This window comes from Kitasatospora sp. NPDC056651, from assembly GCF_042792155.1.
Lineage (GTDB): Bacteria > Actinomycetota > Actinomycetes > Streptomycetales > Streptomycetaceae > Kitasatospora.
Genome location: NZ_JBHTWX010000049.1, coordinates 1 through 26,468, shown reverse-complemented (window position 1 = coordinate 26,468; position 26,468 = coordinate 1). Strand labels below are relative to the sequence as shown.

Here is a 26,468-nt window from a genome sequence, read left to right as displayed (position 1 = left end):
TTTTCCTAACGGCCGGGGCGGTAATGCCCGCCGGGGCGCGGGGGCCCCCGGGGGGGGGGGGGGGGCGGGGGGGGGGGGGGGGGGGGGCCCCCCCCCCCCCGGGGGGCCCCCCACCACCGCGCGCGGACCCGGGGCCGTCAGGCGCCACTGCCGAGGGTCTGCGAGGGCGAGCGCCCGTACGCCTGCCGGTAGTCCGCGCTGAACCGGCCGAGGTGGGTGAAGCCCCAGCGGCAGGCGACCTCGGTCACCGTGCCGCGGGCCCGGCCGTCGGCGATGGCGAGCAGGTCGTGGTGGGCGCGGTCGAGCCGGACCCGGCGCAGGTAGGCCAGTGGCGTGGTGTCCAGGTGGCGACGGAAGCCCTCCCGCAGGGTGCGCAGGCTGACCCGGGCCGCCCGGGCGATGTCGGCGACGGACAGCGCCTCGCCGGCGTGCTCGGCGCAGTAGTCCGCGGCCCGGCGCAGGGCGCTCGGCAGCAGCGCCGAGCCGTGGTCGGCGCCGTCGTGGCCGAGCGAGTGGGGCTGGGCGTCCAGCAGTCCGTGGACCAGCAGCTTCTCGAACTGCTGCACCCCCAGGGGGGATCGGTGGGCCAGTTCGGAGACGGTGAACTCGCGGAAGAAGAAGACGAGTTCGAGCCAGGTCCGGACGGCCGGATCGGCCGGGTCGAGGACCGCGGTGAAGCGCAGCGGCTCCTGCGGCACCTCGCCGAGCCGGACCGCGAGCGCCTGTTCCACCGTCTGCCGGGACATCGCCAGCGCCCCGTTCAGGGCTCCGGCGTCCCACTCCATGGTGACCCGGTCGCCCGGCCCGGCCACCGACAGCGTGGAGCTCAGCTCGGTGCCGTTGGAGACGACCCGGCCGCCCCCGGCGTGCGGCAGGATGACGTTGTAGAAGTCCGGCAGCTCCCCGGTCCACAGGCGCACCGGCGCCCCGTACCCGAGGTCGTAGAGCGCCACCGACCCTTCGTGGAACGAACGGAACCGGCCCGGGAGCCGTTGCTCGCCCAGCACCGCCAGTCGGTGCGGGGCCAGCCGTTCGCCCACCACGTGGCGGAGCTCCTCGATGCTGTTGCCTTCGTAGAGCGAGACCGGTCCGGTCTTGCTCGGTGCTGTTTCGGTGACCACGGATTCCCCCTGTCCGCGAGATCGACACAACCCAAGTACCGCCCCGGCCCGGCTTCCTCCGGGGCGGCGCGTTTCGACGTGCTGCCTAGTGCGCCCCTCGGCGGCGGGCCGCGGTGACGACCGAGGCGATCAGCCCGCCGAGTGCGAGCAGCGCCCCGAGCGCGCCCAGCCCGACGGCGCCGGCCAGCTTCCCGGGCGCTTCGGGCGCGTCGGGCCCGGTGTGCCAGACCACCCGGTGCCCGGTGAGCGAGGCGAGGTCGACAGTGCCGTCGTCTCCGCTCCCGGTGGTGAGCCGGGAGTCGATCGCCGTCTCCCGCCGGTCGCCCAGCAGGAAGGCCCGGCCGGGCGGGACGGTGACGTCGAAGTCCACGTAGCAGGTGTGGGCCTGACGCGCGGCCGGTTCGGCCGGCGGCTGCCCGTTCAGGGTGAACCGGCCGCCGTCGCAGGCGATCCGGTCCCCGCCGAGGGCCGCGACGCGGGAGACGACGAGGTGGTGGAGCATCCAGGGCGAGTCGACGAGGTAGACCTCGCCGCGCCGGACGTCCGCCGCCGCGACGCGGTCGGTCAGCAGCCGGTCGCCCTCCCGCAGCTCCGGACCCATCGTGTCGCCCGTCATCCGGTGGACCGCGTAGCCGCCGGTCAGCACCACCGAGGCGCCGAGAGCCCCGGACAGGACTCCGGCCACGGCCACGGCCGCCGGGAGCACCAGGCCCCGGGTTCTTCGCTCCGGCATCCTTCGCGTACCTCCCCCGAACGTCCGCGCGTCCCCCCTGTCGGCGCGGATCGGTTCGCATCCTATCTGGAGGGGTGGCCTCCTGTTGAGGGGCTTGTGCGCACGGATGTGACCCGGGCCGGAAGGCGCCGAAGAGGTGACAGGTACAGTGCGGAGGCCGGTGCGCAGTGCGCCGCCGACCGGGAGGGGTCAGGAGAACCGATGAGCCGCCGAGACCGCGACGGTGTCCGGGACCGCGACGGTGTCCGGGACCGCAAGCGGGGCGCCGCCGCGCCCGTGACCGTGACGGTCTGCCGGGGCTGCTGCTGCGGCACCGAGGCGAAGCACCCCGGGGTGGACCACGCGGGCCAGTACGAGCGGCTGCGGACGGCGGTCGGCTCGGCGGGCCGGGTCCGCGCGGTCACGTGCCTGGACGTGTGCACCCAGTCCAACGTGGTGGTGGTCGGCCCCTCCGCCGAGGGCCGGGCGGCGGGCGGCCGGCCGGTCTGGCTGGGCTTCGTGCTGATGGACGAGATGATCGACGACATCGCCGCCTGGGTGCGGGCCGGCGGCCCGGGCCTGGCCGATCCGCCGGGCCTGCTGGACCTCCAGCTGATCTCGGTCTCCCGCCGGGTCCGCGAGGGCCTGCCCGAGTGAGGCCGGGGCACCTGCCCGAGTGGGGCGGGGGCGCCTGACCGAGTGGGCCCGGGGCCGGTGCCGTCGACGTTCCGCCAGTTCGATCGTCCCGGGGTGGTGCGGGGGCCGTCGCCACTACCATGACCGGTGGCATCGGGCCTGTTCCTGGGGGCGTCGAGCCGTTCGCGTGTTTGGGAGGAAGCCGATGACGACGGTCTGCCGCATCTGCGCGGGCACCGGCCGGACCGCCGGCCTCAGCTGCCGGACCTGCCAGGGCACCGGCACCACCGAGGTGGGCGGCGGGGGCGGCAACTGCTTCCTGTGCGACGGCACCGGGGTCTACGTGCGCTACCGGGTGGACGCGACCGGCGCCAAGCACGCCTACCGGGACGAGATCTGCCGCACCTGCGACGGCACCGGCAACCGGACCGCCACCCAGTGGGACGAGCCCTCCAGCTGACCAGTCCACCGCCCGCCGGCCGACGCCGGATCAGGCCGGGGGCGTGTGGGGGCCATGATGCGTCGTCGAGAACGTGCGGACACGTTCTTTGCCAATTCATGGTCGAACATTGGCGTTCGAGTGGGCGGCGCGCTGCGGCCCGTTCACCCGGCGTCCGCGTGTGATCAACGCACCGCTGACAGAGTCCGGCGCATGGATATCCCCAACATGGGCGTGCCGGCCAAGCTTGCCGACCGCATGAGCATGGCCGAGCAGCACGAGTACCTGCGGGCCCGCTTCTCCCGCCGCCGGATGCTGCGCGCCGGCGCCGTGACCGTGGGCGCCGTCGCCGTCGGTGGCGCGCTGGGCAGCGGGACGGCCTTCGCCGCCCCGGCCGGTCCGCAGCTGCTGACCGGTGGCACGACCGACGGCATCGACGGTTCGCTGGTCGCCCCGATCGGCCGTCACCTCCAGTTCGGCCCGGAGCCGGACACCCAGTTCCGCATCTCCTGGCAGGTCCCGGCCCCGGTCAAGAAGCCGTACCTGCGCTTCGGCAAGACCCCGTGGGAGCTGAGCCACAAGGTCCAGGCCGAGGTCCGCGCGCTGCACACCCCGGCGCTGACCCCGACCAGCCAGCCGGTGGACCAGTACTACCTGCACGTGGCGCTGGAGGACCTGAAGCCCGACACCACGTACTACTACGGTGTCGGCCACGACGGCTTCGACCCGGCCTCGCAGCAGCAGATCTCCACCCTGCACACCTTCCGCACCGCGCCCTCCCGCGACCACCGCTGGGGCAAGGTGTACGAGCCGTTCACCTTCACCGCCTTCGGCGACCAGGGCGTCAGCGCGCACGCGGCCGGCAACGACCACATCATCAAGGCGCAGAAGCCGGCCTTCCACCTGCACGCCGGCGACATCTGCTACGCCGACCCGGCCGGTTCCGGCACCGACCCGGACAAGTCCGTCTTCAACGCGAAGACCTGGGACGACTTCCTGGTCCAGACCGAGACGGTCGCCGCCGAGATCCCGTGGATGGTCGCGTACGGCAACCACGACATCGAGGCCTGGTACTCGCCCAACGGCTACGGCGGCGAGAACGCCCGCTTCTTCCTGCCGAACAACGGCCCGGACCCGCGCAAGGTCCCCGGCGTCTACACGTTCCGCTACAAGAACGTCGGCGTCATCTCGCTGGACGCCAACGACGTCTCCTACGAGATCCCGGCCAACCTGGGCGTCTCGGCGAACAAGCAGACCAAGTGGCTGGAGCGCACCCTCAAGGACCTGCGCAACGACGAGACCGTCGACTTCGTCGTGGTCTTCTTCCACCACTGCGCCTTCTCCACCACCGTCGCGCACGCCTCCGAGGGCGGTGTCCGCGAGGCCTGGGTGCCGCTGTTCGAGAAGTACCGGGTGGACCTGGTCATCAACGGCCACAACCACATCTACGAGCGCACCGACGCGATCCTCGGCAACAAGGTCTCGAAGCAGGTGCCGAGCGGCGCCACCATCGAGCCGGCCAAGGACGGCGTGGTCTACGTCACCGCGGGTGCGGCCGGTCGCAGCCTCTACAAGTTCGACGTGCCGGACACCTACGAGGGGCACGAGAACCACCAGGACGAGGTCAAGACCTACTACTGGAGCAAGGGCAAGGTGAAGACCCCCGAGACCATCCAGTGGTCGCGGGTGCGCTACACCGGCTACTCCTTCATCAAGGTCGACGTCACCCCGAAGCACCTGGGCCAGAAGTCGGTCATGAAGGTCACCGCGCTGGCTGAGGACGGCACGCAGATCGACAACTACACGATCCTGCGCAAGGTCGGCGAGGGCTGGGACTCGGACCACGACGACGACGGCCAGGGCGGCGGCTGGGGCTGGTAGCCGACCGGGGCCGGTAGGCCCCGAACGTGCCTGACGGGCCCCGGTGCTGGAGTCTCAGCGCCGGGGCCCGTACATGATGACGCCGACCCCGGCCAGGCAGATCAGCGCGCCCAGCACGTCGTAGCGGGTCGGCCGGAAGCCGTCCACGGCCATGCCCCAGAGCAGCGAGCCGGCCACGAAGACCCCGCCGTACGCGGCCAGCACCCGGCCGAAGTCGCTGTCCGGCTGGAGGGCGGCGACGAAGCCGTAAGCGCCGAGCACCAGCACGCCCACCCCGGCCAGCCACCACGGCCGTTGCTCGCGCACGCTCTGCCAGATCAGCCAGCAGCCGCCGATCTCGGCGAGCGCGGCGAGGGCGAACAGGGCGACGGAGCGCAGGACGGTCATGCCGTCGAGGGTAGGCCGTCAGCTCTGGCGGTACGTCGCCAGGAAGCGCCCGATCCGGTTGACGGCCGTCTCCAGGTCGTCGGCCCGGGGCAGGGTGACGAAGCGGAAGTGGTCCGGGCGGGGCCAGTTGAAGCCGGTGCCCTGGACGACGTGGATCTTCTCGCGCAGCAGCAGGTCCAGCACGAACCGCTCGTCGTCGACGATCCGGTGCACCGCCGGGTCCAGCCGGGCGAAGGCGTAGAGGGCGCCCTTGGGCTTGACGCAGCTGACGCCGGGGATCTCGTTGAGCGCCTTGACCGCGACGTCGCGCTGCTCGGTGAGCCGCCCCCCGGGCAGCACCAGGTCGTTGATGGACTGGTGGCCGCCGAGCGCCGCCTGCACGGCGAACTGGGCGGGCACGTTGGGGCACAGCCGCATGCCGGAGAGCATGGTCAGGCCCTCCAGGTAGTCGCTCGCGTGCTGCTTGGGGCCGGAGACGACCAGCCAGCCGCTGCGGAAGCCGGCCACCCGGTAGGCCTTGGAGAGGCCGTTGAAGGTGAGCGTCAGCACGTCGTCGGCCAGGGCGGCCAGGCAGTGGTGCTCGGTGCCGTCGTAGAGGATCTTGTCGTAGATCTCGTCGGCCAGCACCATCAGCTGGTGGCGGCGGGCCAGGTCGAGGATGTCCTCCAGCAGTTCCTTCGGGTAGACCGCGCCGGTGGGGTTGTTGGGGTTGATGACGACGATGGCCTTGGTCCGGGCGGTGATCTTGGCCGCGATGTCGTCCAGGTCCGGGTACCACTCGGCCTCTTCGTCGCACAGGTAGTGCACGGCCTTGCCGCCGGCCAGCCGGACCGCGGCCGTCCAGAGCGGGTAGTCGGGCATCGGCACGAGCACCTCGTCGCCGTCGTCCACCAGGGCGGTGACGGCCATCTGGATCAGCTCGGAGGCGCCGTTGCCGAGGTAGACGTCGTTGACGGTGACGCCCTGGACCCCGCGCTGCTGGTAGTACTGCACCACCGCGCGGCGGGCCGGCAGGATGCCGCGCGAGTCGCTGTAACCGTGGGCGGAGGGCAGGTTGCGGATGATGTCCTGGAGGATCTCCTCCGGCGCCTCGAAGCCGAACGGGGCCGGGTTGCCGGTGTTCAGCCGCAGCACGCTGTGCCCTGCCTCCTCCAGGGCGTTGGCCTGGTCGACCACCGGGCCGCGAATCTCGTAGCACACGTCATTCAGCTTGCTGGACTGGCGAAACTCCATCTGCGGCCTCCCGACCGTCACCACCGCTCCGTTGCTTCAGCTTTGTTCTACCAAGTGTGTACTTGGAAAGTCCAACCTCTTGGCTATGCTGTTCCGCATGTCACGCCGAAGCTACGACCAGTACTGCGCCGTCGCCCGCGCCCTGGACGCGGTGGGGGAGCGCTGGGGCCTCCTGATCGTCCGTGAGCTCCTCGGCGGCCCGCGCCGCTACACCGACCTGCACGCCGACCTGCCCGGCGTCTCCACCGACATCCTGGCCACCCGGCTCAAGCAGCTGGAGGGCGACGGACTGGTCACCCGTCGGCGGCTGGAACGGCCGGCCAACGCGATGGTCTACGAACTCACCGGACGCGGCCGCGAACTGCGGCCGGTCATCGAGGCGTTGGGCGAGTGGGGACTGCCCGCGCTCGGCGAGCAGCGGCCCACGGACGCGGTGCGGGAGCACTGGTTCACACCCCGGAAGGCGGGGGAGGAGACGTCGGCCGTCCTCGGCTGACGACCGGCCGTACGGCTGAGCGGCCGGACCCGCTGCCGCACCCGGGCCCGGTCCTAGCCCTCCGCCTTCGCCGGTTCCAGGACCGCACTCGCCATCGGGGCGTGGGTGGTCCAGCCGAGCGCCGTGTAGAGCGCCTGTCCCTCCGGAGTGCCGACCAGGACGCCGGTGCGCGCGCCCCGCTCGTGCGCGGCGGACTGGAGCGTGCGCATCACCAGGGCGCCCAGGCCCCGGCGGCGGTGCTCCGGCGCGGTGGTGATCTGGTCCGGTACGGCCGCCGGGCCGGCCAGGCCCGCCTGGCCGCGGGCGGCGAGGTGGCCGGCCTCGGTGCGCACCAGGACCCGGAGGACGCCGCCGCGCTCCCAGGTGGTCAGGGTGTAGCCGGCCGGGACCTCGGGCGGTTCGGCGGCGAGCGGGGCGGTCATCAGGAAGCCCGGCGCGTCCAGGCGCCACCGCTCGTCCAGCCACGGGCGCACGGTCGCGTCCTCGGCGAACAGTTTCAGCCAGGTGGTCGGTGCGGTGGTGGCCTCGGCCAGCTCGCGGACCTCGGTCTCGGTCGGTTCCGGCAGCACGTGCCGGCCCACCTCGCCGACCGGTGCGCCGACGTCGATGGTCCAGCCCCAGGGCCGGTCCACCGGCTCGGCGGAGCCGCGCGAGACCGCCCAGCCCGAGATCCACCTCCGGACCAGGGCCCTGATGTCCGGGTCCCGCATGCCGCCCACCTCTATCTGTAATGGTCTCTAATGCCTTGCGCAACTTACCGGCATCGTGGGCTGTCCGCCCAGTAGGATTCAGGGTTCGCGGCGCCGCCCGGCGCCCGCTTGCTGGAAGGATCCCGGACGTGCGCGAGACCGAGTCGCCGCAGGACCCCACGGCGGCCGCGCCGACCCCGCTCGAGTCCGACTGCGGCAGTTGCTTCGGGCTCTGCTGCGCCGCCCTGCCCTTCGTCGCGGGCACCGACTTCGCCGAGAACAAGCGGGCCGGCAGCCCCTGCCACAACCTCCAGGCGGACTTCGGCTGCGGCATCCACGCGCAGCTGCGCGAGCGGGGCTTCCAGGGCTGCACCGTCTACGACTGCTTCGGCGCCGGGCAGCGGGTCTCCCAGGTGACCTTCGGCGGCCGCAGCTGGCGCGAGGAGCCGGACAGCGCCAAGGCGATGTTCGACGTCTTCCCGGTCGTGCGGCAGCTGCACGAACTGCTCCGCTACCTCACCGAGGCGCTCACCTTCGCCGCTGCCGGGCCCGTCCACGACGAGCTGCGGCAGGCCCTCGCGGAGACCGACCGGATGGCCGGCGGCACCCCCGAGGAGGTCCTCGCCCTCGACGTCCCGGCCCACCGCGGGCGGGTCAGCGAGCTGCTGCTGCGGGCCGGCGAACTGGTCCGCGCCGGCGTCCCGCACCGCCGCGAGTACCGGGGCGCCGACCTCTTCGGCGCCAACCTGCGCGGCGCCGACCTGCGCGGGGCCAACCTGCGCGGCGCCCTGCTCGTCGCGGCCGACCTCTCCGGCGCGGACCTGCGCCTCGCCGACCTGGTCGGCGCCGACCTGCGGGACGCCCACCTGGCCGGCGCGGACCTCGGTACGGCGCTCTTCCTCACCCAGCCCCAGCTGGACGCGGCCCGCGGCGACGCCACCACCCGCATCCCGGCAGGCCTGACCCGCCCCGCCCACTGGCCCGAGGTCGCCCCGGCCCCGGCGGCCGGCCCCGGCCCCCGCCCGGGCTCCCGCCCCGGGGCCCGGTCCCGCTCGGGCAAGGGCCGCCGCCGCTGATCCCGGGCTGCTACCGCCCCACCCGGGCCCGTGACAGGCAATCCGCCGCATGTGGTCAGAACGTGAGCAGTCGTGACCGCAGTGCGTCGGTCTGGTCGCGGTCGATGCCGAGGGTGCCGGTGAGGTAGGCCTCGACCGAGCCGTGGCGGGCGGCGAGGTCGGCGAGGGCGAGGCGGATGACGGTCTCCGGGGCACGGCCGTAGCCGGGCCAGCGCAGTTCGCGGCCGGGGTGGGCGGCGTGCCAGTCGGCGACGAGGTGCGGGGTGGCGAGTTCGGTGAGGGCGAAGTCGGCGGCGATGTCGTCCTCGCCGACGCCGAGCAGGGTGAGCAGCAGGGCGGCGATCAGGCCGGTGCGGTCCTTGCCGGAGGCGCAGTGGAAGACCACCGGGGCCTCGGCGGCGGTGATCACGTCCAGGGCCTGGCGGATCTCCTTCACCCCGTCTTCGGCGACCTCGGCGAACCGGTCGGCGAGGTAGCGCCAGGGGTCGAGCTCCGGGTCGATCTCGGCCTGGTCGTACGGGCGGTGCTCGATCGAGAGGTTGTGGTACTCCAGGCCCTCGAAGTCGGGCACCCGGCCCTTGGCGGCGATCTCCCAGTCGTAGCGGAGGTCGATCACGGTCCGCACGCCGAGCGACCGCAGCCTGTCCAGGTCGCCGGGGGAGGAGAGCTTGCCGAGCGAGTCGGAGCGGTAGAGCAGGCCCCGCCGTACGGTCCGTCCGTCGGAGGCCGGGTGGCCGCCCAGGTCGCGGAAGTTGTGGAGGGCCTCGAACTCGATCCGGCGTGTCGTCATGCGCGGCACTCTAGCCTTCGGCGGCATCGGCGTATCCGTGGGCGAGCAGGTCGAAGGCGCGCTCGGCGTCGGCGGCGGCCTCGGGGTGGAGGTCGTCGGCGGTGCGGCCGTCCTCGCCGATGCGGCGCCAGTTGTGCAGGGCCAGGACCCGCTGGGTGGCGGTGACCTGGGCGGCGAGCAGGGTGGCGGTGAGTTCCCGGGGCGCGGGCAGGTCGGGGGCCTCGCGCAGTGCCCCGGCGAGGGACTGCTCGGCGCGGGCGACGTAGGCGCTCACCCGGGCGGCCAGGCTGGGGGTGCCGTGGACCAGGGCGGTGAAGGCCAGCACCTGGGGGTGGTCGTTGAGGCCGGTGACCGGGTCACGCCGGGCGAGGCCGTCCAGGAAGTCCCGGCGCAGGGCGTCGAGCGCCGACTCGTCGGGGCCCCGGCCGCGGACCACGTCGGCGGACTGTTCCTGGTGGTCGGCGAAGCGGTGGACGACCAGCTCCTCCTTGCTGGGGAAGTAGGAGAACAGCGTCGGCTTGGAGACCTCGGCCGCCGCCGCGACGTCCGCCACCGACACCCGGTCGAAGCCGTGCTCCAGGAACAGTCCGATGGCCGCCTCGGAGATGGCCCGCCGGGTCCGCTCCTTCTTGCGCTCCCGCAGTCCGCTCATGCGGGTCAGGCTAGCAGCCGGCTTGACCGGGGAAGATTGCTGACCCGGTATGACAATTCCGGGGGTCATCGGGCGGCCGGCGCGCCGCGGTCGGCGAGCACCTCGCGGACCACGCGGCGGGCGTTGGCGGTCCGCGCCTGGTCGGTGTGACGGTAGTACGGGATCGTCACCAGGGCGATGGAGAAGGCCCAGGCGCGGCCGCGGGCCCACATCGCCTCGTCCGCGCCGACGGCCGCGCGGAAGGCGGGGCGGGCGGCGGCGGGCAGCAGGTTCCAGGCGGGGATCAGGTCGGCGGTCGGGTCGCCGACGCCCATCTGGGCGAAGTCGATGACGGCGGCCAGCCGGCCGGTGCGGGAGATCAGCAGGTTGCCGGGGGTGAGGTCGCCGTGCATCCAGACCGGGGGGCCGTCGTACCCGGGCAGCCGCAGCGCCCTCTCCCACAGGGCGGTCGCGGCCGCCGCGTCGAGGTGGCCGGAGAGCTGGGCGATGGCCGTGCGGGTGGCGCCGTCCCGGGCGGCGAGCGGGGTGCTGCGCTGGGCGGCCGGGCCGCCGGCCGGATCGGCGGCGCGCAGCGCGTTGACGAAGCCGGCCAGGTCCCGGGCGAGCGCCTCGGGTGCGCCCAGCGAGCCGGCCACCGGGTTGGTGCCGTCCAGCCAGCGCAGCACCGACCACTCCCACGGGTAGCCGCCGGCGGGCCGGCCGACCGCCAGCGGCGCCGGGACGGGCAGCGGCAGCCGCGGTGCCAGCCGGGACAGCCACTGCTGCTCCCGCCGGAGGCCGGCCGCCGCCCACTCCACCCGGGGCAGCCGGACGGCGAGTTCGGGTCCGAGGCGGAACATCGCGTTGTCCGTCCCGGCGGCGGACACCGGGGTGACGGGGAGGCGCTCCCACTGCGGGAACTGGGCGGAGATCAGCCGCCGCACCAGGGCCGCGTCGACCACCGGTCCGTCGGGGAGCGTCCGGGCGGCAGCGCACATGCCCGGCAGCGTACTCCGCCGCTCGCCCCGGTTCAGCCGGATTCCCGAACTGTGCACGCTCCGGGGCCCGTTCGGGGCCGACCGGACGCGGCCCCGCCGCCGACCGGCCGAGCGGCGGTCAGCCGAAGCTGACCCGCACGCCGATGGTGCCGCCCTTGCCGAAGCGCAGCACGTTGGCGGTCAGCGCCACCGCGCACAGCAGCCCGTACTTGCGCCGCAGCAGCTTCCGGTAGCCGGGCGCCCGGACCGGGTCCAGTACGGCGGTGGCCGGCACCTGGGTGCCGAGCAGGTTGCCGCGGATGTCGCTCGGGCCGACCAGCACGTCCGAACGGTTGCGCAGGCGCTTGACCTTGCCCGTCTTCGTGACGGTGGTGAAGACCAGCGCGTCGCCGTCACGCGCGACCCACACCGGGGTGGCGACCGGTGTGCCGTTCTTCCGGTAGGTGGTGAACAGCAGGTACTTGGCGGCAGCGAGCCGCTCCAACTCGGCGGCGGCATCCAGAGTGTCCATGCCCGCCAGCCTAGGAAGCCCCGACTGGGCCCCGCTCAAGCCTCGATGGGGCGCTGTCCGGACTCCTTCGCGGTCATGCGGAACGCCGCGCCACGCCCGGCCGCCCCGGGTGCGGCCGGGCACCGCCGTCGGCACCTGCCAGAATGCAGGGCGTACGGCGCAAGCACTGAAGGAGAAGGTGACCGGCTTCGTGACCACGCCAGTCGAACAGGTGGCCCGGCAGGCCCAGCAGGCGATCGAGCGCAAGATCGCCGAGGAACTGGGCGTCCGCGAGGGGCAGGTGAAGGCGGCCGTCGACCTGCTCGACGGCGGCGCGACCGTCCCCTTCGTGGCCCGCTACCGCAAGGAGGTCACCGGCTCCCTCGACGACGCCCAGCTGCGTTCCCTGGAGGAGCGGCTGCGCTACCTGCGCGAGTTGGAGGACCGCCGGGCGGCCGTCCTGGAGTCGATCGAGGCCCAGGGCAAGCTGGACGACGCGCTGCGCGCCCGGGTGCTCGCCGCCGACTCCAAGGCCCGCCTGGAGGACATCTACCTGCCGTTCAAGCCGAAGCGGCGCACCAAGGCCCAGATCGCCCGCGAGGCCGGGCTGGAGCCGCTGGCCGACACCCTGCTCGCCGACCCGTCCCAGGACCCGGCCGCGCTCGCCGCCCGGTACCTGAACGATTCGGTGGCCGACCAGGGCGCCGCCCTGGAGGGCGCCCGGGCGATCCTGGTCGAGCGCTTCGGCGAGGACGCCGACCTGGTCGGCTCGCTGCGCGAGCGGATGTGGACCCGCGGCCGGCTGGTCGCCGCCGTCCGCGACGGCAAGGAGGGCGACGGCGCCAAGTTCGCCGACTACTTCGACTTCGCCGAGCCGTACACCAAGCTCCCCTCGCACCGCATCCTGGCGATGCTGCGCGGCGAGAAGGAGGAGGTGCTGGACCTCGAACTCTCCCCGTACGACGGGGAGTCCGAGGGCGACCTGCCCGGCGAGAACGACTACGAGCAGCGGATCGCCGCCCGCTTCGGCGTCGCCGACCACGGCCGCCCGGCCGACAAGTGGCTCGGTGACACCGTCCGCTGGGCCTGGCGCACCCGCGTCCTGGTGCGGCTCGGCATCGACCTGCGGTCCCGGCTGCGCGCCGAGGCCGAGGAGGAGGCGGTGCGGGTCTTCGCCGCCAACCTGCGCGACCTGCTGCTCGCCGCCCCGGCCGGCACCCGCGCCACCATGGGGCTGGACCCGGGCTTCCGCACGGGGGTGAAGGTCGCGGTGGTGGACGCCACCGGCAAGGTCGTCGCGTACGAGACGATCTACCCGCACCAGCCCGCCAACAAGTGGGACGCCTCGATCGACTCCCTGGCGGCCCTGGCGAAGAAGCACGACGTCGACCTGGTCGCGATCGGCAACGGCACCGCCTCCCGGGAGACCGACAAGCTCGCCGAGGACCTCCTCAAGCGCCACCCCGAGCTGAAGCTCACCAAGGCGATGGTCAGCGAGGCCGGCGCCTCGGTCTACTCGGCCTCCGCGTTCGCCTCCCAGGAGCTGCCCGACCTGGACGTGTCGATCCGCGGCGCGGTCTCGATCGCCCGCCGGCTCCAGGACCCGCTGGCCGAGCTGGTAAAGATCGACCCCAAGTCGATCGGCGTCGGCCAGTACCAGCACGACCTCAGCGAGGTGAAGCTGTCCCGCTCGCTGGACGCCGTGGTCGAGGACTGCGTCAACGCCGTCGGCGTGGACGTCAACACCGCCTCGGCGCCGCTGCTCACCCGGGTCTCCGGGATCACCGGCACGCTGGCCGACAACATCGTGGCCCACCGCGACGCCAACGGCCCGTTCCGCACCCGCAAGCAGCTCAAGGACGTCTCCCGGCTCGGCCCCAAGGCCTTCGAGCAGTGCGCCGGCTTCCTGCGCATCCCGGGCGGCGAGGACCCGCTGGACGCCTCCAGCGTGCACCCCGAGGCCTACCCCGTGGTGCGCCGGATCCTCGCCGCGTCCGGCGGGGAGCTGCGCGAGCTGATCGGCAACGGCGAGCGGCTGCGCGCGCTGCGCCCGGCGGACTTCGCGGACGACAAGTTCGGCGTCCCGACCGTCACCGACATCCTCGGCGAGCTGGACAAGCCCGGCCGGGACCCGCGCCCGGCCTTCCGGACCGCGACCTTCAAGGAGGGCGTCGACAAGATCGGCGACCTGGAGGTCGGCATGGTGCTGGAGGGCGTGGTCACCAATGTCGCCGCCTTCGGCGCCTTCGTGGACGTGGGCGTCCACCAGGACGGGCTGGTGCACGTCTCGGCACTGTCGCGGAACTTCGTCAAGGACCCGCGCGAGGTGGTCAAGCCCGGCGACATCGTCAAGGTCCGGGTGCTCACGGTGGACGTGCCGCGCAAGCGGATCGGGCTGACCCTGCGGCTGGACGACGAGGTCGGGCGCGAGCGCGGCGGCGACCGGGGAGACCGGGGAGACCGGGGCGAGCGGGGCGCTGACCGCGCCGACCGTGGTGAGCGCGGTGACCGGCAGGCCCGCCCGCCGCGCCAGGAGCGCCGCGGCGGCGGTCAGGGCGGTGGTCAGGGCGGTGGTCAGGGCGGTGGCCAGGGCGGCCGTGGCGGCCAGGACCGGCGCGGTGGCGGCGACCGGGGTGGCGACCGGGGCGGCTTCGGTGGCGGTGCGCCGGCCAACAGCGCCATGGCGGACGCGCTGCGCCGCGCGGGCCTGGCCGGTGGCGGCGACGGCGGCTCGGGCGACCGGCGCTCCGGGCGGCGCTGAGCCGCGGTGTGACGACGGCCGGCGGGCGCTTCGAGCGCACCCGCCGGCCGTCGGCCCTCGGCCCGGTGTGTCATGTCAGGAGCTTGTCCTTGGCCTTCTGGTACTCCTCGTCGGAGATGGCACCCCGGTCCTTCAGGTCCGCCAGTCTCGCCAGGTCGTCGACGTGGCCGCGGCCGGCGGCGCCGACCGCGGTGGAGCCGCCCTCCGGCGCCGTCCCGGCCGCGTCACGGATGTAGGCCTTGAACGCGGCCTCGGACCGCTGCGCCTGTTCGACGTCCCGTTTGCCCATCGAGCCCCCGCGGGCGATCAGATAGGCGAGGACGCCGATCAGCGGCAGGATGATCACCAGGACCAGCCAGCCGGCCTTGCCCCAGCCGCTGAGGTCGTGGCTGCGGAAGATGTCCGTGATGATCTTGAACAGCAGGAAGAACCAGAGGATCCAGAGGAACAGCTCCAGCAGCGTCCAGAAGATGTGGAGCGCCGGGTAGTCCACGGCCAGCAGTTTGGTGTCCATGGCCGAGTCATATCACCGCAAAACGGACAAGGCTTCCTGATGTTCGGCCGTTCCGGTGGTCTTCCCGCCCGACGGGAATAATCACGCCGGACCCCCGGACCCCCGGACCCCCGGACCCCCGGGCCGCACCGGAGCGGGCCTCAGCCCAGCCCCGCCCGCCGCCGCAGCTCCACCGCCAGCTCGATCAGCTCGCCCCACCAGGCGTCGTGCCCGGCCAGCAGCAGCCGCTGGGCCTCCGCGGGCGGCACCGCGCGGACCTCGACCACCTGCTCGCCGTCCGCCGGGTTGGTCGGCGCGGACTCCAGCGCGACCTCGCCCCAGCCCCACAGCCAGGCCTTCTCCGGGTGTGGCTGCCACGGCCGGTACGGCACCGGGTCCTCGGTGCGGCAGCGGTGCGCGCCCAGCCACCCGGGCTCGCCGAGCAGCCGGGCGCCCGCCTCCTCGCTCAGCTCGCGGACCAGGCAGGCGGCGACGCTCTCGTCCCGCTCCCGGGTGCCGCCGGGCAGGAACCAGTGGTCCCGGTCGTCGCGGCAGAGCACCACCCGACCGTCCGCGAAGCCGACCAGGTGGATGTTGGTGACCAGTGCGTCCGGCGGCAGCTCGGTGGAGAACTGCGCGTCGAACCGCCCCCAGCTCCAGTACTGCGGCGCGTGCAACGCCGGGAACAGTGCGGCGAGTTCGGCGGATCTGACAGAGGCGTCGGTGCGGTCCGTGGTATCGGTCATCAGGAGATCGTAGTGCCGGTCGGGAAACGGCGGGGGGCGCTCGGATGGACGAGGGCGATGTCGGAGGTGGAGATGGCGCGGGGGCGGCGCGGGCGCGCCCCCTCGGCCGCCGTGCCGACCCAACTGCCCAGCGAGATCTCGGCGGTGATGCCCGGTCCGAAACCCGCGATCAGCCCGGTGGTGCCCTCCGGTACGCCGCCGTCGGCGAACAGCCGGGCCAGCGCGTCGAACACCACGGCGCTGGCGATGTTGCCGCGCTCGGTGAGCGTCGCCCGGCTGTAGCGGAAGGTGGCCGGTTCCAGGTCGAGGAAGCGGCACAGGTCGTCGAGGATGCGCGGGCCGCCCGCGTGCACGATGTAGAAGCCGAGCCCGGAGACGTCCCAGCCGTGCTCCCCGGCGAGGCCGCGCAGCGCGGGCGCGAGCAGCTCCATCGTGCCGGGCACCCGCTTGTCCAGCTGGAAGTGGAAGCCGGTGTCCTTCACCCCGTACGAGATCCAGTCCTCGGTGTGCGGCACGAGGTGTGAGCCGTTGCGCTCGACCTGCACCCCGCGTCCGCCCTGCCCGCGCATCACCACGGCGGCGACGGCGTCCCCGAACAGGCCGTTGGAGAGCAGCGAGCCGACGTCGAGGTCGGTCGGCTGGTAGCAGAGCGAGCAGAACTCGCAGGCGACGATCAGCACGTTGGCGCCCGGGTAGGCGCGGCAGAAGTCGTGGGCGCGGTTGACGGCGGCGCCGCCGGCCGCACAGCCGAGCTGGGCGATCGGCACCTGGCGGGTGTCCGAGCGGAAGCCCATGGTGTTGATCAGCCAGGCCGTCATCGACGGCATCATGAAGCCGGTGCAGGACACGTAGACGATCAGGTCGATGTCCCGGGCGGTCAACTCGGCGTACCCGAGGGCGCGTTCGACCACCTCGGGGACGCGGCGCTCGGCCTCGCGCCGGTACACCTCGTTGCGGACGGTGAACCCCGGGTGGGTGAGGGTCCGCTCGATCGGCTGGACCAGGTGCCGGGTGCGCACCCCGGTGTTCTCGATCAGCCGCAGTGCCAGGCCGAGCCGGGGGTGGCCGGCGTGCAGGGTGCGGGCCAGGGCGAGGGTCTGGTCGAGGGTGATGACGTGCTCGGGCACGGCGATCGCCGGGCGGCACAGTGTGGCCATGGGCGGGTCTTCCCTGGGGGCCTGGTGCAGGCCGGTGGACGCGTGGAAGAGGTGGAGGAGGGCGGGTCGGGCGGGGGCGGGTGGCTACCAGGCCACCGGCAGGGTGCGCGGGAAGCGCCAGATCGAGCCGGAGTTCCAGTCGAGTTCGGCGGGCTCGACGGCCAGCCGCAGGCGGGGGAAGCGGCGCAGCAGCGTGCCGATGGCGACCTGGAGCTCCATCCGGGCCAGGTGCGAGCCGAGGCAGTGGTGCTGGCCGTACCCGAAGGCCATGTGGGTGGGCGCGCCGCGGTCGAGGTCCAGCTCGTCGGGGCGTTCGTGGAAGGCCGGGTCCCGGTTGGCGGTCAGGTAGGAGACGTGCACGGCCTCGCCGGCCCTGATCAGCACCCCGCCCAGCTCGACGTCCTCGGTGGCGACCCGGGCGATGCCGACGCCCTGGCGGAACGGGACGAAGCGCAGCAGCTCCTCCAGCGCCCGGGGCAGCATCTCCGGCTGGGCCCGCAGCTTGGCGAGCTGCTCGGGGTGGGTGAGCAGGGTGTAGGTGAGGTTGCCGAGCTGGTAGGTGCTGGTGTCGTGGCCGGTGACCAGCAGGACCATCGCCATCACGGTCAGCTCGTCCGGGTCGAGCAGTTCGTCGCCGTCGCGGGCGGTGGCGAGGGCGCTGACCAGGTCCTCGCCCGGGCGGGCCCGGCGGGCGGCCGTCAGTTCGCCGAAGTACGCGCGCAGCGCGGTCTTGGCGGCCTCCTGGGCGTCCCGGCCGTCCGGGCCCATCCGCATCATCGCGACCGCGTGGCCGCGCAGTTCGGCGCGGTCGGCGGCGGGGATGTCCAGCAGCTCGCAGATGGTGGTGAGCGGGAGGCGGGCGGCGAGGAAGCGCATCAGGTCGGCGGGGGCGCCGTGTTCGGTCATCTCGTCGAAGTAGCCGTCGACCGTCCGCTGGGTGGCCGGGCGCATCCGTTCGACCTGGCGGTTGGTGAATCCCTGGGCGACCAGCCGGCGCAGCCGGTTGTGGGCGGGCGGGTCCATCAGGTTGATCGCCTCGGCCTGGGCGATCGGGGCGGGTGTCATCCGGGGCAGGTCGCGGCCGATGCCGGCGGCGCGGCTGAACCGGCGGTCGGTGGTGACCACCTTGACGTCCTCGTAGCGGGTGGCCAGCCAGGCCTCGCCCTCGCCGTGCGGCAGCCGGATCCTGGCGACCGGGGCCTCGGTGAGCAGTCGCTTCAGGAGGGGGTCGAACTCCAGGCCTTCGGTGTGCTGGAAGGGGCAGTCCCACACGGGGGTGCTGGGGGTCACGGGCCGGTCCAATTGTCATCGTCATGCCGGGGGGAGGCGCCCGAGGGGTGTCGGTCTCGTTCGGGCGTGGACATGCAGATGGTGCCCCATGAATGGGTAAAAAGGGGAATTTGGCTGAAAGTTACCTCTAAGGAGTGAGATTCAGATGATAGTAACGCGAATTGACCCGCCAGGAGGGCGAGTTGACGGTCAGCCGCCCGGTGCGACCAGCCCGGTCTCGTACGCCAGCACCACCGCCTGCGCCCGGTCGCGCAGGTTGAGCTTGGCGAAGATCCGGGCCACGTGGGTCTTCACCGTCGACTCGCTGAGCGTCAGTTCGCGCGCCAGCTCGGTGTTGGACAGCCCGCGGCCGAGCAGCGCGAGCACCTCCGCCTCGCGCGGGGTGAGCGGCGCGAGGTCGCGGTGCAGCGGCGGGGAGTCGCTGCCGGGTGCCGGGCGCGGGGCACCGGCCGCGAAGCGCTCCACCAGCCGCCGGGTGATCGAGGGGGCGAGCAGCGCGTCCCCGGTGTCGACCAGCCGGACGGCGGCGGCGAGGTGGGCCGAGGTGACGTCCTTGAGCAGGAAGCCGCTGGCCCCGGCGGACAGCGCGGCGTAGACGTAGTGGTCCAGGTCGAAGGTGGTCAGCATGATCACCCGGCAGCCGGGGGCCTGGGCCAGGATGCGCCGGGCGGCCTCCAGGCCGTCCATGGCCGGCATCCGGATGTCCAGCAGCGCGACGTCCGGGCGGTGCAGCACGGCGGCGGCCACCGCCTCGGCGCCGTCGGCGGCCTCGGCCACCACGTCGATGCCGCGCGCGGTCAGGATCATCCGGAAGCCGGTGCGCACCAGCTCCTGGTCGTCGGCGATCACCACCCGCGGGCGGCGCTCCCGGCCCTGGTCCCGGTCCTGGTTCTGCTCCCGGCCCTGGTTCTGCTTCCGGTCCCGGCCCTGGTCCCGGTCCTGGGGCACTCGGGGTTCCTGGGTCATGTCGTCCTCCGTCACGGCCGGTCCAGCGGGATGCGGGCACGGACCCGGTAGCCGCCGCCGAGCCGGCGCCGGGCGTCCAGGTCCCCGCCGTACACCGCGACCCGCTCGCGCAGGCCGAGCAGCCCGCGCCCCGCGCCGTCGGGCCTCGATCCGGCCGGTGCCGGCGCCCCGGAGAGCACGCTCGGGCCGCTGTTGAGCACCTCCACCCGCAGGTAGTGGTCCGCGTAGCGCACCGTCACCTCCGCCGTCACCCCGTCCCCGTGCTTGAGCGCGTTGGTCAGCGCCTCCTGGATGATCCGGAACGCCGTCACGTCGATGCCGCCCGGCAGCGGCCGCGGCTCGCCGGAGATCCGCACCTCGACCGGCAGTCCGGCGAAGGCGAACCGGTCGATCAGCGGGCTCAGCCGGCTCAGGCTGGGCTGCGGCGCGAAGCCGTCCGCCGCCTCCTCCTCGCGGCCGTCCGCCGCCGGGGCGAGCAGGCCGAGCAGGTGGCGCAGCTCCGTCATGGTGTCCCGCCCGGCCGCCTCGACCGCGGCCATCGCGGCCGCCGCCTCCTGCGGCATGGTGGCCAGCACCTCGCGCGCGGCCCCGGCCTGCACCACCATCAGGCTCACGTTGTGGCTCACGATGTCGTGCAACTCCGCGGCGATCCGGGCCCGTTCGGCGTCCACGGCCGTCCGGGCGGCGGCCTCCCGCTCCCGCTCCAGCAGCCAGCCGCGCTCGCCGATGGCCGTCCGGTGCAGCCGGCGCGCCCGGGCGAGCGCCACGGCCAGCCGGCCGGCCCCCGCGCTCGCCGCCCCGGCCACCGCGACGGCCCCCCAGTCCCACCACGTTCCCCACACGGCGTCAGCCTCTCAGGTCACGGCATGATCCACATCATCCGGGGGTGCCGCCCCCGTACATCCCGGGTACTACGGCCACCTGCGGTTACACCCGGGGTGGGACGTTTCGGCCAGGGCCCCGCCCCTACCGTCGTCCACCATGAGCAATGATCACGACGGGACCTCCCGGCCGGACGACGCCCAGGTCGTCGTCGAGCTGTCCGCGGTCCACAAGGAGTTCGGCGAGGCCAAGGCGCTCGACGGCGTCGACCTGCGGATCCGCGCGGGCGAGGCGGTCGCCGTGATGGGCCCCTCGGGGTGCGGCAAGTCCACCCTGCTGAACATGGTGGCCGGACTGGACCGGCCCACCAGCGGCACCGTCCGGGTGCAGGGCCAGGACCTCGGGCAGCTGAACGAGACCGGGCTGGCCCTGTTCCGCCGCCGCCACGTCGGCATGATCTTCCAGTTCTTCAACCTGATCGACGACCTCCCGGCCCTCGACAACGTCGCCCTGGCCGCCCAGCTGACCGGCACCAGCGCCCGCCAGGCCCGCCGCCGGGCGCTGGAACTGCTCGACGAACTCGGCGTCGCCCACCGCAAGGACGTCTACCCGGCCACGCTCAGCGGCGGCGAGCGCCAGCGGGTCGCGGTGGCCCGCGCCCTGATGAACCGCCCGGCCCTGCTGCTCGCCGACGAGCCGACCGGCGCCCTGGACAGCCGCTCCGGCGAGCAGGTGATGGACCTCCTGATCGACCTCAACCAGATCGGCCAGACCCTGCTGATCGTCACCCACGACCCCGCCCTGGCCACCCGCTGCGCCAGCCGGCTGGTCGAGGTCGCGGACGGCCGGGTGGCCGCCGACCGGATGCTGGAGCCGCAGTCATGACCGGCGCCGTGTGGCGCGCCTCCCGGGCGGCCGTGAAGCGCCGCCGGGTGCAGACCATCGTGATCGGCCTGGTCGTCTTCTGCTCCACCACGACCGTGCTGCTCGCCCTCGCGGTGATCAGCGCCGCCCGGGCCCCCTTCGACGACGCGTTCGCCCAGCAGCGCGGCGCCCACGTCGTCGCGACCTTCGACCCGGCCGGGGTCCCGGCGGAGCAACTGGCCGCCACCGCCCACCGGCCCGGCGTCGAGGCCGCCGCCGGGCCGTTCGACCAGGTCGTGGTGGAGATCCCCACCGACTGGGTCGGCAGCCCGCCCGGCGCGCTCACCCTGGTCGGCCGCTCCGACCCGGCCGGCCCGGTGGACCAAGTGCGACTGCTGGGCGGCCGCTGGGCGAGCAAGCCCGGCGAGGTGGTCATCAACGAGCCGTTCGGCGGCTACTCGGAGAAGAATCTGGACTACCCGCTGCCCCTCAGCGGCGGGCAGACGCTCACCATCGTCGGCTACGCCACCAGCATGAGCCAGAGCGCGGGCGGCTGGGTCACCCCCGAACAGGCCGCCGCCCTGCACCCCGTCGCCCGGCAGATGCTCTACCGGTTCTCCGACGCCTCCGACGAGCAGCGGCTCACCGCCGCCCTGGCCGGCGCCACCGAGGGCCTGCCGAAGGGCGCGCTCACCAACGTCCAGTCCTACCTGGTGCTCAAGGACGCCTTCTCCGCCGGCGCCGACGCCTACCTGCCGCTCATGACGGTCTTCGGCGTGCTCGGCCTGGTCGTCGCCGCGCTGATCGTCGGCAACGTGGTGAGCGGCGCGGTCGTCTCCGGCTACCGGCACATCGGCGTGCTGAAGGCGATCGGCTTCACCCCGCGCCAGGTGGTCACCGTCTACCTGACCATGGTCTCGGTGCCCGCCGTCGCCGGCACCGTCCTCGGCACGGCGGCCGGCTGGGTGGCGGCCCACCCGATCCTCAAGTCGGCCTTCTCCGGGATCACCACCGGCACCGCCGTGATCGAACCGGCCGGCTGGCTGCCCGCCGCCACCCTGGTCAGCGTCCCGCTGCTGGTGGTCCTCGCCGCCCTCCTCCCGGCCTCGCGCGCCCACCGGCTCTCCGCCGCCCAGGCCATCTCGGCCGGCAGCGCGCCGCGCACCGGGCGCGGACTGAAGGTCCAGCGGTGGCTGAGCGGCACCCGCCTGCCGCGCGCCGTCAGCCTCGGCCTCGGCCAGCCCTTCGCCCGCCCCGGCCGCACCGCGCTCACCATGTCGGCGATCGTGCTCGGCGTGCTCACCGTGACCGTGACGTCGGGACTGGCCACCACCCTGACCAGACTGGTGGGCCACGACGACGGCCACACCCACGTCAGGGTGCAGACCGCCCACTTCTCCGGCAGCAAGAGCGAGCCCCGGCTCACCCCCGCCCAGACCGAGACGATGCTGCGGACCACCCCCGGCGCCGACCGGTTCCACGTCCGCGGCCTCGTCAAGGTCGGCCTGGTCGGCTACACCCAGCCCGTCTTCGCCGACTTCTACGGCGGCGACGACCTCGCCGAGGAGATGCGGCGCGACGTGGTCAGGGGCCGCGTGGCGACCGGGCCGGACGAGATCGAGGCCGGGCCCTCGTTCCTCCGCGAGCACGGGCTCAAGCTCGGCGACAAACTCACCGTCGACCTCGACGGGCGGCGGCTGACCGTCACCGTCGTCGGCGAGCTGGTCCAGGGCAACGCCCGGGCCTTCACCTCCAACGACCTCACCCGGGCCGCCCTCACCGACGACCCGCACGCGGTCGAGTACGACATCAGGCTCGCCCAGGGCGCCGACGCCGAGGCCTACCAGCGGGCCGTGACGGCCGCCGACCCGAGCCTCTCCGCCCGGGTGTTCGCACCCGACCCGGCCGGCCCGATCGTCGCGGTCGTCAGCTTCGCCACGATCTTCACCATCCTGCTGTCGGTGGTCGCCTCGCTCGGCGTCTTCAACACCCTGCTGCTCACCATCCGCGAGCGCCGCCGGGACCTCGGCATGCTCAAGTCGATCGGCATGACGCCCCGCCAGGTGGTGGCGATGACGGTCACCTCGGTGGCCTGGCAGGGCGTGGTCAGCGCGCTCCTCGGCGTCCCGGCCGGGATCCTGGCGCACCGGCTGCTCATCGAGAACGTCGGGAGCATCCTCTTCCCGGAGTGGACGATGGACGTCTGGAACGCCCCGCTGCTCACCGGCGTCGGCGCCGCGGGAGTCGTGATCGCCGTCCTCGGCGCCCTCGTCCCGGCCCGCTCGGCGGCCCGGTTGCCGATCGCCGAGGTGCTGCACAACGAGTGACCGGGACGGGTTCCGGGCCCCTCCGGGCCGAGGTGGCGCCACGTCGCGAGGTCGGCTGACGTGGCGTCACCACGCCTTGTTCGAGGCCCTATCATCGCGCCATGGCCACCGCTGAGCTGATCCGCATCGTCTCCCGCTCCTCGCCCATGGCGCTCGCCCAGGTCGAGCGGGTCCGCACCGAACTCGCCGCCCTGCACCCCGGGCTGCGCACCGAGGTCGTCCCCGTCACCACCTCGGGCGACCGCTGGACGGGTGATCTCGCCGCACTCGGCGGCAAGGGCGCCTTCACCAAGGAGGTCGACGCCGCGCTCCTCGCCGGAGAGGCCGACGTCGCCGTCCACTGCCTCAAGGACGTGCCCGCCGACCGCCCGCTCCCGGCGGGGACGGTCTTCGCCGCCTACCTGCGCCGCGACGACATCCGCGACGCCCTCGTCCACCCCGGCGGCCTGCCGCTGGCCGAACTCCCCGCCGGCACCCGGATCGGCACCTCCTCCGTCCGCCGGGTCGCCCAACTCGCCGCCGCCCACCCGCACCTGGAGTGCGTGCCGATCCGCGGCAACGCCAACAGCCGGCTCGCCAAGCTGGCCGCCGGGGAGGCGGACGCCCTGCTGCTCGCGGCCTCCGGCCTGGAGCGGATCGGCGAGCAGGCGCGGATCACCGAGGTGCTCGGCATCGAGGCGATGTGCCCGCCGATCGGCGCGGGCATCCTCGTCCTCCAGTGCCGCGAGGGCGACACCGCGACCATCGAGGCGGTCACCGGCCTCGGCCACCACGACACCTGGCGCGAGGCCGCGGCCGAGCGGATGTTCCTGCACGCCCTCCAGGGCCACTGCAACAGCCCGATCGCCGGGTACGCCCGGGCCGAGCGGGACGGCCGGCTCTCGCTGCGCGGCCGGGTCTTCACCCCGGACGGCAAGCGGGTGCTGGACGCCCACGAGTGGGCCGGCGCGCTCTCCCCGGAGGACCTCGGGACCTCGGTGGCCCTGGCGCTCAAGCGGCAGGGGGCGCAGGAGCTGATCTCCTCGATCCCGCACTGAGCCGCTCTAACCTTCTTCGGCTGTGGCCCGTTCGATGATGCCGCCGATCACCTCGGACTTGGCGTCGGCGTAGTTCTGGAGGTACTCCCAGGACTGCTCGGCCAGCGCCCGCTTGGTGGCGGCGTACAGCTCGCGGTCGCCGTCGTGGCGGCGCAGCCGGTCGCGGAAGCGCAGCATCCGGTCGTTCTCGGGGCACCCGGCGGACAGTACGTGGAGGTTGACGTAGTCGGCGCCGGGGCCGATGCCGTGCCGGCGCAGGACGCGGTGCTCGTACCACTCGGGTTCGCGGACGGCGAGCCGGTAGCCCAGGGCTTCGAGGGCGGGCAGGTAGGACGGCTCGTCCCCGGAGTCCGGGACGATCAGCAGCACGTCGATCACCGGCTTGGCGGGGAGGCCGGGCACGGAGGTGGAGCCGACGTGCTCGATCCGGTGGTCGAGGCGGGCCAGGCGCTCCTCGATCAGGGCGGCCTCCCGCGCGAAGGCCGCGGGCCACCGGGGGTCGTACTCGTGGAGGGTGACCCGGCCGTCGAGCCTGGTGGGCGCGCCCAGGTTGGCGGCCTCGATCTCCTCGGTGGTCATGGGGACGCGGGGGATCTCCTGCTCGGACATGGCCGACTCCTTCTGTTCCGGTGGCTCTTCTGACGGGTTCATGCAGTAACTGGGCAGTGACTATCCGGTGATTCTCCCCGCCCGGAACGAGAACCGGGCGGGCGCCCGGGGCGTCCGTATGGGGCGTGATCAGTTCGGTGCTCGGCGGCATGCCGATGTTCTGGCCCGGGCTGCTGCTCTCGCTGGTGCCCGCGGCTCTGCTGAACCGGCCGGTGGGGCGGCTGCTGCGGGCCCACTGGGTGGTGGGCTTCCTGCTGCTGCTCGGGCTCGGCGGCGTGGTCGTCTCGACGCTGCTGCCCCAGGCCTTCGAGCTCTCCGAGGGCGGCGTCCGGCACTGCACCGTGCTGGGCGGCCGGTGGCGTTCGCCGGACGAGCTGCTGCACGTCCGGGACATCGAACTCAAGCTGGCGACCTACGTCCCGGTCGGCTTCGCGGCGGCGCTGGCGGGCAACCGGCGACGGGTGGCGGTGGCGCTGCTGGGCGCGGCGGCGCTGCCGTTCGCGGTGTCGGCGGTGCAGTACGCGGTGCCCGCGATCGGCCGGGCCTGCGACGTGCAGGACGTGTGGGACGGCGTGCAGGGGGTCGTCCTGGGGGCGGCGCTGGGGCTGGTCGCGGGGCCGGTCGTCCGGGCGGTGCGGGCGCGTTCGAGGGCTGTCTGACCTACCGGTCGAGCAGCGGGAAGAGCCGGGCGACGGCGGCGACCGGGCGGGCTCCGGCGGGCCGGGCGGCCGGGTCGCCCTCGCGGTCCCGGTAGCGGGCCAGGAGCCGGCGGACCTCGCCGCCGACGGCGGCCAGCTCGGCGGGCGTCAGGTAGACGACGGTGCTGAAGGCCTCGTCCTGCTGCCACTCGGGAGGGGCGTCGGCGCGCCGGGCGAGCCAGCGCTGATGGCTCTCGTCCTCCAGGCCGCGTGCCAGCTCGTCGAACTCGCTTGCGGGGGACGGCTCCTGGGGTTTCGGCAGGCGCCACGGCCGGGCCCGCCCGTCGGTGGCCGGGGCCTCCTCGATCAGCCCGTACCGGGCGAGCTGCCGCAGGTGGAACGAGCAGAGGCCGGAGCTGAGGCCGAGCCGGGCGGCGGCCGCGGTGGAGGTGACGGTGCCGTGCTCGGCCAGCAGCTCCAGCAGCGCGGTGCGGACGGCGTGCTCGGGGAGCGGGCCGGTTCTGACGAGGTCTTCGGTCACTTTGCAAAGTCTGCTACTTTGCAAAGTCCGACCGCAAGTACCGTCTCTCGAAGGAGTGCCCTCCCGTGTCCGAGCTGCGCGAACGGCCGACCGTCCTGCGGATCACCGAGGTGGGGGAGGAGATCCTGCGCCGGGCCTGCCGGACGGCCACCGAGGAGGACTTCGGCAGCGAGCGCCTGGAGCGCCTCATCGAGGACATGTTCGCCACCATGGAGGTGGCCGAGGGCTGCGGCCTGGCGGCGAACCAGGTGGACGTGGACCTGCGGCTGTTCGTCTACGACTGCGTGGACGACGACGGCGTCCGGCACACCGGGCACGTACTCAACCCGGTGGTCGACGAACAGGAACCCGGCCGCGCGCTGATCGAGGAGACCGAGGGCTGCCTCTCCGTCCCCGGCGCCAACACCCGACTCGCCCGCCCCGCCCACGCCGTGGTGCGCGGAGTCGACAAGAACGGCGAGCCGGTCGTCATCGAGGGCGCCGGGTACTTCGCCCGCTGCCTCCAGCACGAGACCGACCACCTGAACGGCGGCCTCTACATCGACCGGCTCTCCGCCCGCGACCGCAAGCGGATGCTGAAGCAGACCGCCGACCGCCGGGAGAAGATCTTCGCCGCGCGCGAGGCACGGGCCGCCAAG

At 73.6% G+C, this 26,468-nt stretch carries 27 protein-coding genes and 1 pseudogene; 11 read left to right on the top strand and 17 right to left on the bottom strand.

Annotated features, from left to right (window positions below; genetic code table 11):
• Window positions 1-137: 137 nt before the first annotated feature.
• Together ACFRAR_RS20205 and lepB are read right to left on the bottom strand one after the other, a co-directional pair.
• Complete coding sequence (locus tag ACFRAR_RS20205; protein ID WP_380699486.1) at window positions 138-1,121, bottom strand: AraC family transcriptional regulator; 984 nt, start codon at window positions 1,119-1,121, stop codon at window positions 138-140.
• A gap of 85 nt (window positions 1,122-1,206) precedes the next feature.
• Window positions 1,207-1,854, bottom strand: a complete 648-nt coding sequence (gene lepB, locus ACFRAR_RS20200; RefSeq protein ID WP_380699485.1) for a signal peptidase I — start codon at window positions 1,852-1,854, stop codon at window positions 1,207-1,209.
• A 201-nt stretch (window positions 1,855-2,055) separates the two neighbouring features.
• On the opposite strand from lepB, the gene ACFRAR_RS20195 reads away from it, so the two are divergent.
• From ACFRAR_RS20195 to ACFRAR_RS20185, 3 genes are all read left to right on the top strand, one after another.
• A complete protein-coding gene (locus tag ACFRAR_RS20195; protein WP_380699484.1) occupies window positions 2,056-2,490 on the top strand; it encodes a (2Fe-2S) ferredoxin domain-containing protein in 435 nt (144 codons plus the stop codon).
• Between the two features lie 184 nt (window positions 2,491-2,674).
• The gene (locus ACFRAR_RS20190) at window positions 2,675-2,929 is read left to right on the top strand and encodes a hypothetical protein (RefSeq protein WP_380699483.1); all 255 of its coding nucleotides are present in this window, start codon (window positions 2,675-2,677) and stop codon (window positions 2,927-2,929) included.
• A gap of 192 nt (window positions 2,930-3,121) precedes the next feature.
• Window positions 3,122-4,789: a fibronectin type III domain-containing protein gene (locus ACFRAR_RS20185; RefSeq protein WP_380699482.1), complete on the top strand. Its 1,668-nt coding sequence runs from the start codon at window positions 3,122-3,124 to the stop codon at window positions 4,787-4,789.
• A 54-nt stretch (window positions 4,790-4,843) separates the two neighbouring features.
• Here the strand turns inward: ACFRAR_RS20185 and ACFRAR_RS20180 are convergent, their stop codons facing one another.
• Both ACFRAR_RS20180 and ACFRAR_RS20175 read right to left on the bottom strand, forming a co-directional pair.
• Complete coding sequence (locus ACFRAR_RS20180; protein ID WP_380699481.1) at window positions 4,844-5,176, bottom strand: YnfA family protein; 333 nt, start codon at window positions 5,174-5,176, stop codon at window positions 4,844-4,846.
• A gap of 18 nt (window positions 5,177-5,194) precedes the next feature.
• A complete protein-coding gene (locus ACFRAR_RS20175) occupies window positions 5,195-6,409 on the bottom strand; it encodes a pyridoxal phosphate-dependent aminotransferase (RefSeq protein WP_380699480.1) in 1,215 nt (404 codons plus the stop codon).
• Window positions 6,410-6,506: 97 nt separating this feature from the next.
• Between ACFRAR_RS20175 and ACFRAR_RS20170 the strand changes: the two are divergent.
• Window positions 6,507-6,860, top strand: a pseudogene (locus tag ACFRAR_RS20170) (winged helix-turn-helix transcriptional regulator); the annotation flags it as partial.
• 98 nt (window positions 6,861-6,958) lie between these two features.
• Here ACFRAR_RS20170 and ACFRAR_RS20165 read toward each other — a convergent pair.
• On the bottom strand, window positions 6,959-7,615 hold the full coding sequence (locus ACFRAR_RS20165; RefSeq protein ID WP_380699479.1) for a GNAT family N-acetyltransferase: 657 nt from the start codon (window positions 7,613-7,615) through the stop codon (window positions 6,959-6,961).
• A gap of 128 nt (window positions 7,616-7,743) precedes the next feature.
• Between ACFRAR_RS20165 and ACFRAR_RS20160 the strand changes: the two genes are divergently transcribed.
• On the top strand, window positions 7,744-8,670 hold the full coding sequence (locus ACFRAR_RS20160) for a pentapeptide repeat-containing protein (protein ID WP_380699478.1): 927 nt from the start codon (window positions 7,744-7,746) through the stop codon (window positions 8,668-8,670).
• Between the two features lie 55 nt (window positions 8,671-8,725).
• Here ACFRAR_RS20160 and ACFRAR_RS20155 read toward each other — a convergent pair whose 3' ends face one another.
• The 4 genes from ACFRAR_RS20155 to ACFRAR_RS20140 all read right to left on the bottom strand — a co-directional run bounded on the left by ACFRAR_RS20155 (window position 8,726) and on the right by ACFRAR_RS20140 (window position 11,600).
• On the bottom strand, window positions 8,726-9,460 hold the full coding sequence (locus ACFRAR_RS20155) for a tyrosine-protein phosphatase (protein WP_380699477.1): 735 nt from the start codon (window positions 9,458-9,460) through the stop codon (window positions 8,726-8,728).
• A gap of 10 nt (window positions 9,461-9,470) precedes the next feature.
• Window positions 9,471-10,112 carry a TetR/AcrR family transcriptional regulator gene (locus ACFRAR_RS20150; RefSeq protein WP_380699476.1) on the bottom strand — a complete coding sequence of 214 codons (642 nt, stop codon included), beginning with the start codon at window positions 10,110-10,112 and terminating at the stop codon, window positions 9,471-9,473.
• Window positions 10,113-10,177: 65 nt separating this feature from the next.
• Window positions 10,178-11,089: an aminoglycoside phosphotransferase family protein gene (locus ACFRAR_RS20145; RefSeq protein ID WP_380699475.1), complete on the bottom strand. Its 912-nt coding sequence runs from the start codon at window positions 11,087-11,089 to the stop codon at window positions 10,178-10,180.
• A gap of 118 nt (window positions 11,090-11,207) precedes the next feature.
• The gene (locus ACFRAR_RS20140; RefSeq protein ID WP_380699474.1) at window positions 11,208-11,600 is read right to left on the bottom strand and encodes a PPOX class F420-dependent oxidoreductase; all 393 of its coding nucleotides are present in this window, start codon (window positions 11,598-11,600) and stop codon (window positions 11,208-11,210) included.
• A gap of 190 nt (window positions 11,601-11,790) precedes the next feature.
• Here ACFRAR_RS20140 and ACFRAR_RS20135 point away from each other — a divergent pair, with 190 nt between their 5' ends.
• Entirely contained in the window at window positions 11,791-14,340 is a 2,550-nt protein-coding gene (locus ACFRAR_RS20135; protein WP_380699473.1) for a Tex family protein, read from the top strand.
• A gap of 70 nt (window positions 14,341-14,410) precedes the next feature.
• On the opposite strand, the gene ACFRAR_RS20130 is transcribed toward ACFRAR_RS20135, so the two are convergent.
• The 6 genes from ACFRAR_RS20130 to ACFRAR_RS20105 all read right to left on the bottom strand — a co-directional run bounded on the left by ACFRAR_RS20130 (window position 14,411) and on the right by ACFRAR_RS20105 (window position 19,834).
• Window positions 14,411-14,854 (bottom strand): SHOCT domain-containing protein, encoded by a 444-nt coding sequence (locus ACFRAR_RS20130; protein WP_380699472.1) that lies wholly within the window; start codon window positions 14,852-14,854, stop codon window positions 14,411-14,413.
• Window positions 14,855-14,994: 140 nt separating this feature from the next.
• Window positions 14,995-15,579: an NUDIX hydrolase gene (locus tag ACFRAR_RS20125; RefSeq protein ID WP_380699471.1), complete on the bottom strand. Its 585-nt coding sequence runs from the start codon at window positions 15,577-15,579 to the stop codon at window positions 14,995-14,997.
• The gene (locus ACFRAR_RS20120; protein ID WP_380699470.1) at window positions 15,579-16,736 is read right to left on the bottom strand and encodes a type III polyketide synthase; all 1,158 of its coding nucleotides are present in this window, start codon (window positions 16,734-16,736) and stop codon (window positions 15,579-15,581) included. Before ACFRAR_RS20120 ends, ACFRAR_RS20125 begins: the two co-directional genes overlap by 1 nt.
• Window positions 16,737-16,820: 84 nt before the next feature.
• The gene (locus ACFRAR_RS20115) at window positions 16,821-18,026 is read right to left on the bottom strand and encodes a cytochrome P450 (protein ID WP_380699469.1); all 1,206 of its coding nucleotides are present in this window, start codon (window positions 18,024-18,026) and stop codon (window positions 16,821-16,823) included.
• 189 nt (window positions 18,027-18,215) lie between these two features.
• A complete protein-coding gene (locus ACFRAR_RS20110) occupies window positions 18,216-18,992 on the bottom strand; it encodes a response regulator (RefSeq protein ID WP_380699468.1) in 777 nt (258 codons plus the stop codon).
• Window positions 18,993-19,003: 11 nt separating this feature from the next.
• On the bottom strand, window positions 19,004-19,834 hold the full coding sequence (locus ACFRAR_RS20105; protein WP_380699467.1) for a sensor histidine kinase: 831 nt from the start codon (window positions 19,832-19,834) through the stop codon (window positions 19,004-19,006).
• Between the two features lie 139 nt (window positions 19,835-19,973).
• Here ACFRAR_RS20105 and ACFRAR_RS20100 point away from each other — a divergent pair, with 139 nt between their 5' ends.
• The 3 genes from ACFRAR_RS20100 to hemC all read left to right on the top strand — a co-directional run bounded on the left by ACFRAR_RS20100 (window position 19,974) and on the right by hemC (window position 24,042).
• The gene (locus ACFRAR_RS20100; protein ID WP_380699466.1) at window positions 19,974-20,699 is read left to right on the top strand and encodes an ABC transporter ATP-binding protein; all 726 of its coding nucleotides are present in this window, start codon (window positions 19,974-19,976) and stop codon (window positions 20,697-20,699) included.
• Window positions 20,696-23,005 carry an FtsX-like permease family protein gene (locus tag ACFRAR_RS20095; RefSeq protein WP_380699465.1) on the top strand — a complete coding sequence of 770 codons (2,310 nt, stop codon included), beginning with the start codon at window positions 20,696-20,698 and terminating at the stop codon, window positions 23,003-23,005. Before ACFRAR_RS20100 ends, ACFRAR_RS20095 begins: the two co-directional genes overlap by 4 nt.
• A 101-nt stretch (window positions 23,006-23,106) precedes the next feature.
• Entirely contained in the window at window positions 23,107-24,042 is a 936-nt protein-coding gene (gene hemC, locus ACFRAR_RS20090) for a hydroxymethylbilane synthase (RefSeq protein WP_380699464.1), read from the top strand.
• Between the two features lie 6 nt (window positions 24,043-24,048).
• Here the strand turns inward: hemC and ACFRAR_RS20085 are convergent, their stop codons facing one another.
• Window positions 24,049-24,651: a GrpB family protein gene (locus ACFRAR_RS20085; RefSeq protein WP_380699463.1), complete on the bottom strand. Its 603-nt coding sequence runs from the start codon at window positions 24,649-24,651 to the stop codon at window positions 24,049-24,051.
• 125 nt (window positions 24,652-24,776) lie between these two features.
• Here ACFRAR_RS20085 and ACFRAR_RS20080 point away from each other — a divergent pair, with 125 nt between their 5' ends.
• Window positions 24,777-25,310, top strand: coding sequence for a hypothetical protein (locus ACFRAR_RS20080; protein ID WP_380699462.1), 534 nt, complete (start codon window positions 24,777-24,779; stop codon window positions 25,308-25,310).
• Window position 25,311: 1 nt separating this feature from the next.
• On the opposite strand, the gene ACFRAR_RS20075 is transcribed toward ACFRAR_RS20080, so the two are convergent.
• Entirely contained in the window at window positions 25,312-25,830 is a 519-nt protein-coding gene (locus ACFRAR_RS20075; protein ID WP_380699461.1) for a helix-turn-helix domain-containing protein, read from the bottom strand.
• A gap of 65 nt (window positions 25,831-25,895) precedes the next feature.
• Between ACFRAR_RS20075 and def the strand changes: the two genes are divergently transcribed.
• Window positions 25,896-26,468, top strand: a 573-nt coding sequence (gene def, locus ACFRAR_RS20070) for a peptide deformylase (protein WP_380699460.1), incomplete at its 3' end; no start/stop codon positions are given.

Coding starts and splice junctions, on each gene's coding strand:
- ACFRAR_RS20145 (WP_380699475.1), bottom strand. CDS start 11,089: ATGTGCGCTGCCGCCCGGACGCTCCCCGACGGACCGGTGGTCGACGCG.
- ACFRAR_RS20130 (WP_380699472.1), bottom strand. CDS start 14,854: ATGGACACCAAACTGCTGGCCGTGGACTACCCGGCGCTCCACATCTTC.
- ACFRAR_RS20190 (WP_380699483.1), top strand. CDS start 2,675: ATGACGACGGTCTGCCGCATCTGCGCGGGCACCGGCCGGACCGCCGGC.
- ACFRAR_RS20165 (WP_380699479.1), bottom strand. CDS start 7,615: ATGCGGGACCCGGACATCAGGGCCCTGGTCCGGAGGTGGATCTCGGGC.
- ACFRAR_RS20155 (WP_380699477.1), bottom strand. CDS start 9,460: ATGACGACACGCCGGATCGAGTTCGAGGCCCTCCACAACTTCCGCGAC.
- ACFRAR_RS20125 (WP_380699471.1), bottom strand. CDS start 15,579: ATGACCGATACCACGGACCGCACCGACGCCTCTGTCAGATCCGCCGAA.
- ACFRAR_RS20150 (WP_380699476.1), bottom strand. CDS start 10,112: ATGAGCGGACTGCGGGAGCGCAAGAAGGAGCGGACCCGGCGGGCCATC.
- ACFRAR_RS20175 (WP_380699480.1), bottom strand. CDS start 6,409: ATGGAGTTTCGCCAGTCCAGCAAGCTGAATGACGTGTGCTACGAGATT.
- ACFRAR_RS20110 (WP_380699468.1), bottom strand. CDS start 18,992: ATGACCCAGGAACCCCGAGTGCCCCAGGACCGGGACCAGGGCCGGGAC.
- ACFRAR_RS20120 (WP_380699470.1), bottom strand. CDS start 16,736: ATGGCCACACTGTGCCGCCCGGCGATCGCCGTGCCCGAGCACGTCATC.
- ACFRAR_RS20085 (WP_380699463.1), bottom strand. CDS start 24,651: ATGTCCGAGCAGGAGATCCCCCGCGTCCCCATGACCACCGAGGAGATC.
- lepB (WP_380699485.1), bottom strand. CDS start 1,854: ATGCCGGAGCGAAGAACCCGGGGCCTGGTGCTCCCGGCGGCCGTGGCC.
- ACFRAR_RS20095 (WP_380699465.1), top strand. CDS start 20,696: ATGACCGGCGCCGTGTGGCGCGCCTCCCGGGCGGCCGTGAAGCGCCGC.
- ACFRAR_RS20100 (WP_380699466.1), top strand. CDS start 19,974: ATGAGCAATGATCACGACGGGACCTCCCGGCCGGACGACGCCCAGGTC.
- ACFRAR_RS20185 (WP_380699482.1), top strand. CDS start 3,122: ATGGATATCCCCAACATGGGCGTGCCGGCCAAGCTTGCCGACCGCATG.
- ACFRAR_RS20140 (WP_380699474.1), bottom strand. CDS start 11,600: ATGGACACTCTGGATGCCGCCGCCGAGTTGGAGCGGCTCGCTGCCGCC.
- hemC (WP_380699464.1), top strand. CDS start 23,107: ATGGCCACCGCTGAGCTGATCCGCATCGTCTCCCGCTCCTCGCCCATG.
- ACFRAR_RS20180 (WP_380699481.1), bottom strand. CDS start 5,176: ATGACCGTCCTGCGCTCCGTCGCCCTGTTCGCCCTCGCCGCGCTCGCC.
- ACFRAR_RS20195 (WP_380699484.1), top strand. CDS start 2,056: ATGAGCCGCCGAGACCGCGACGGTGTCCGGGACCGCGACGGTGTCCGG.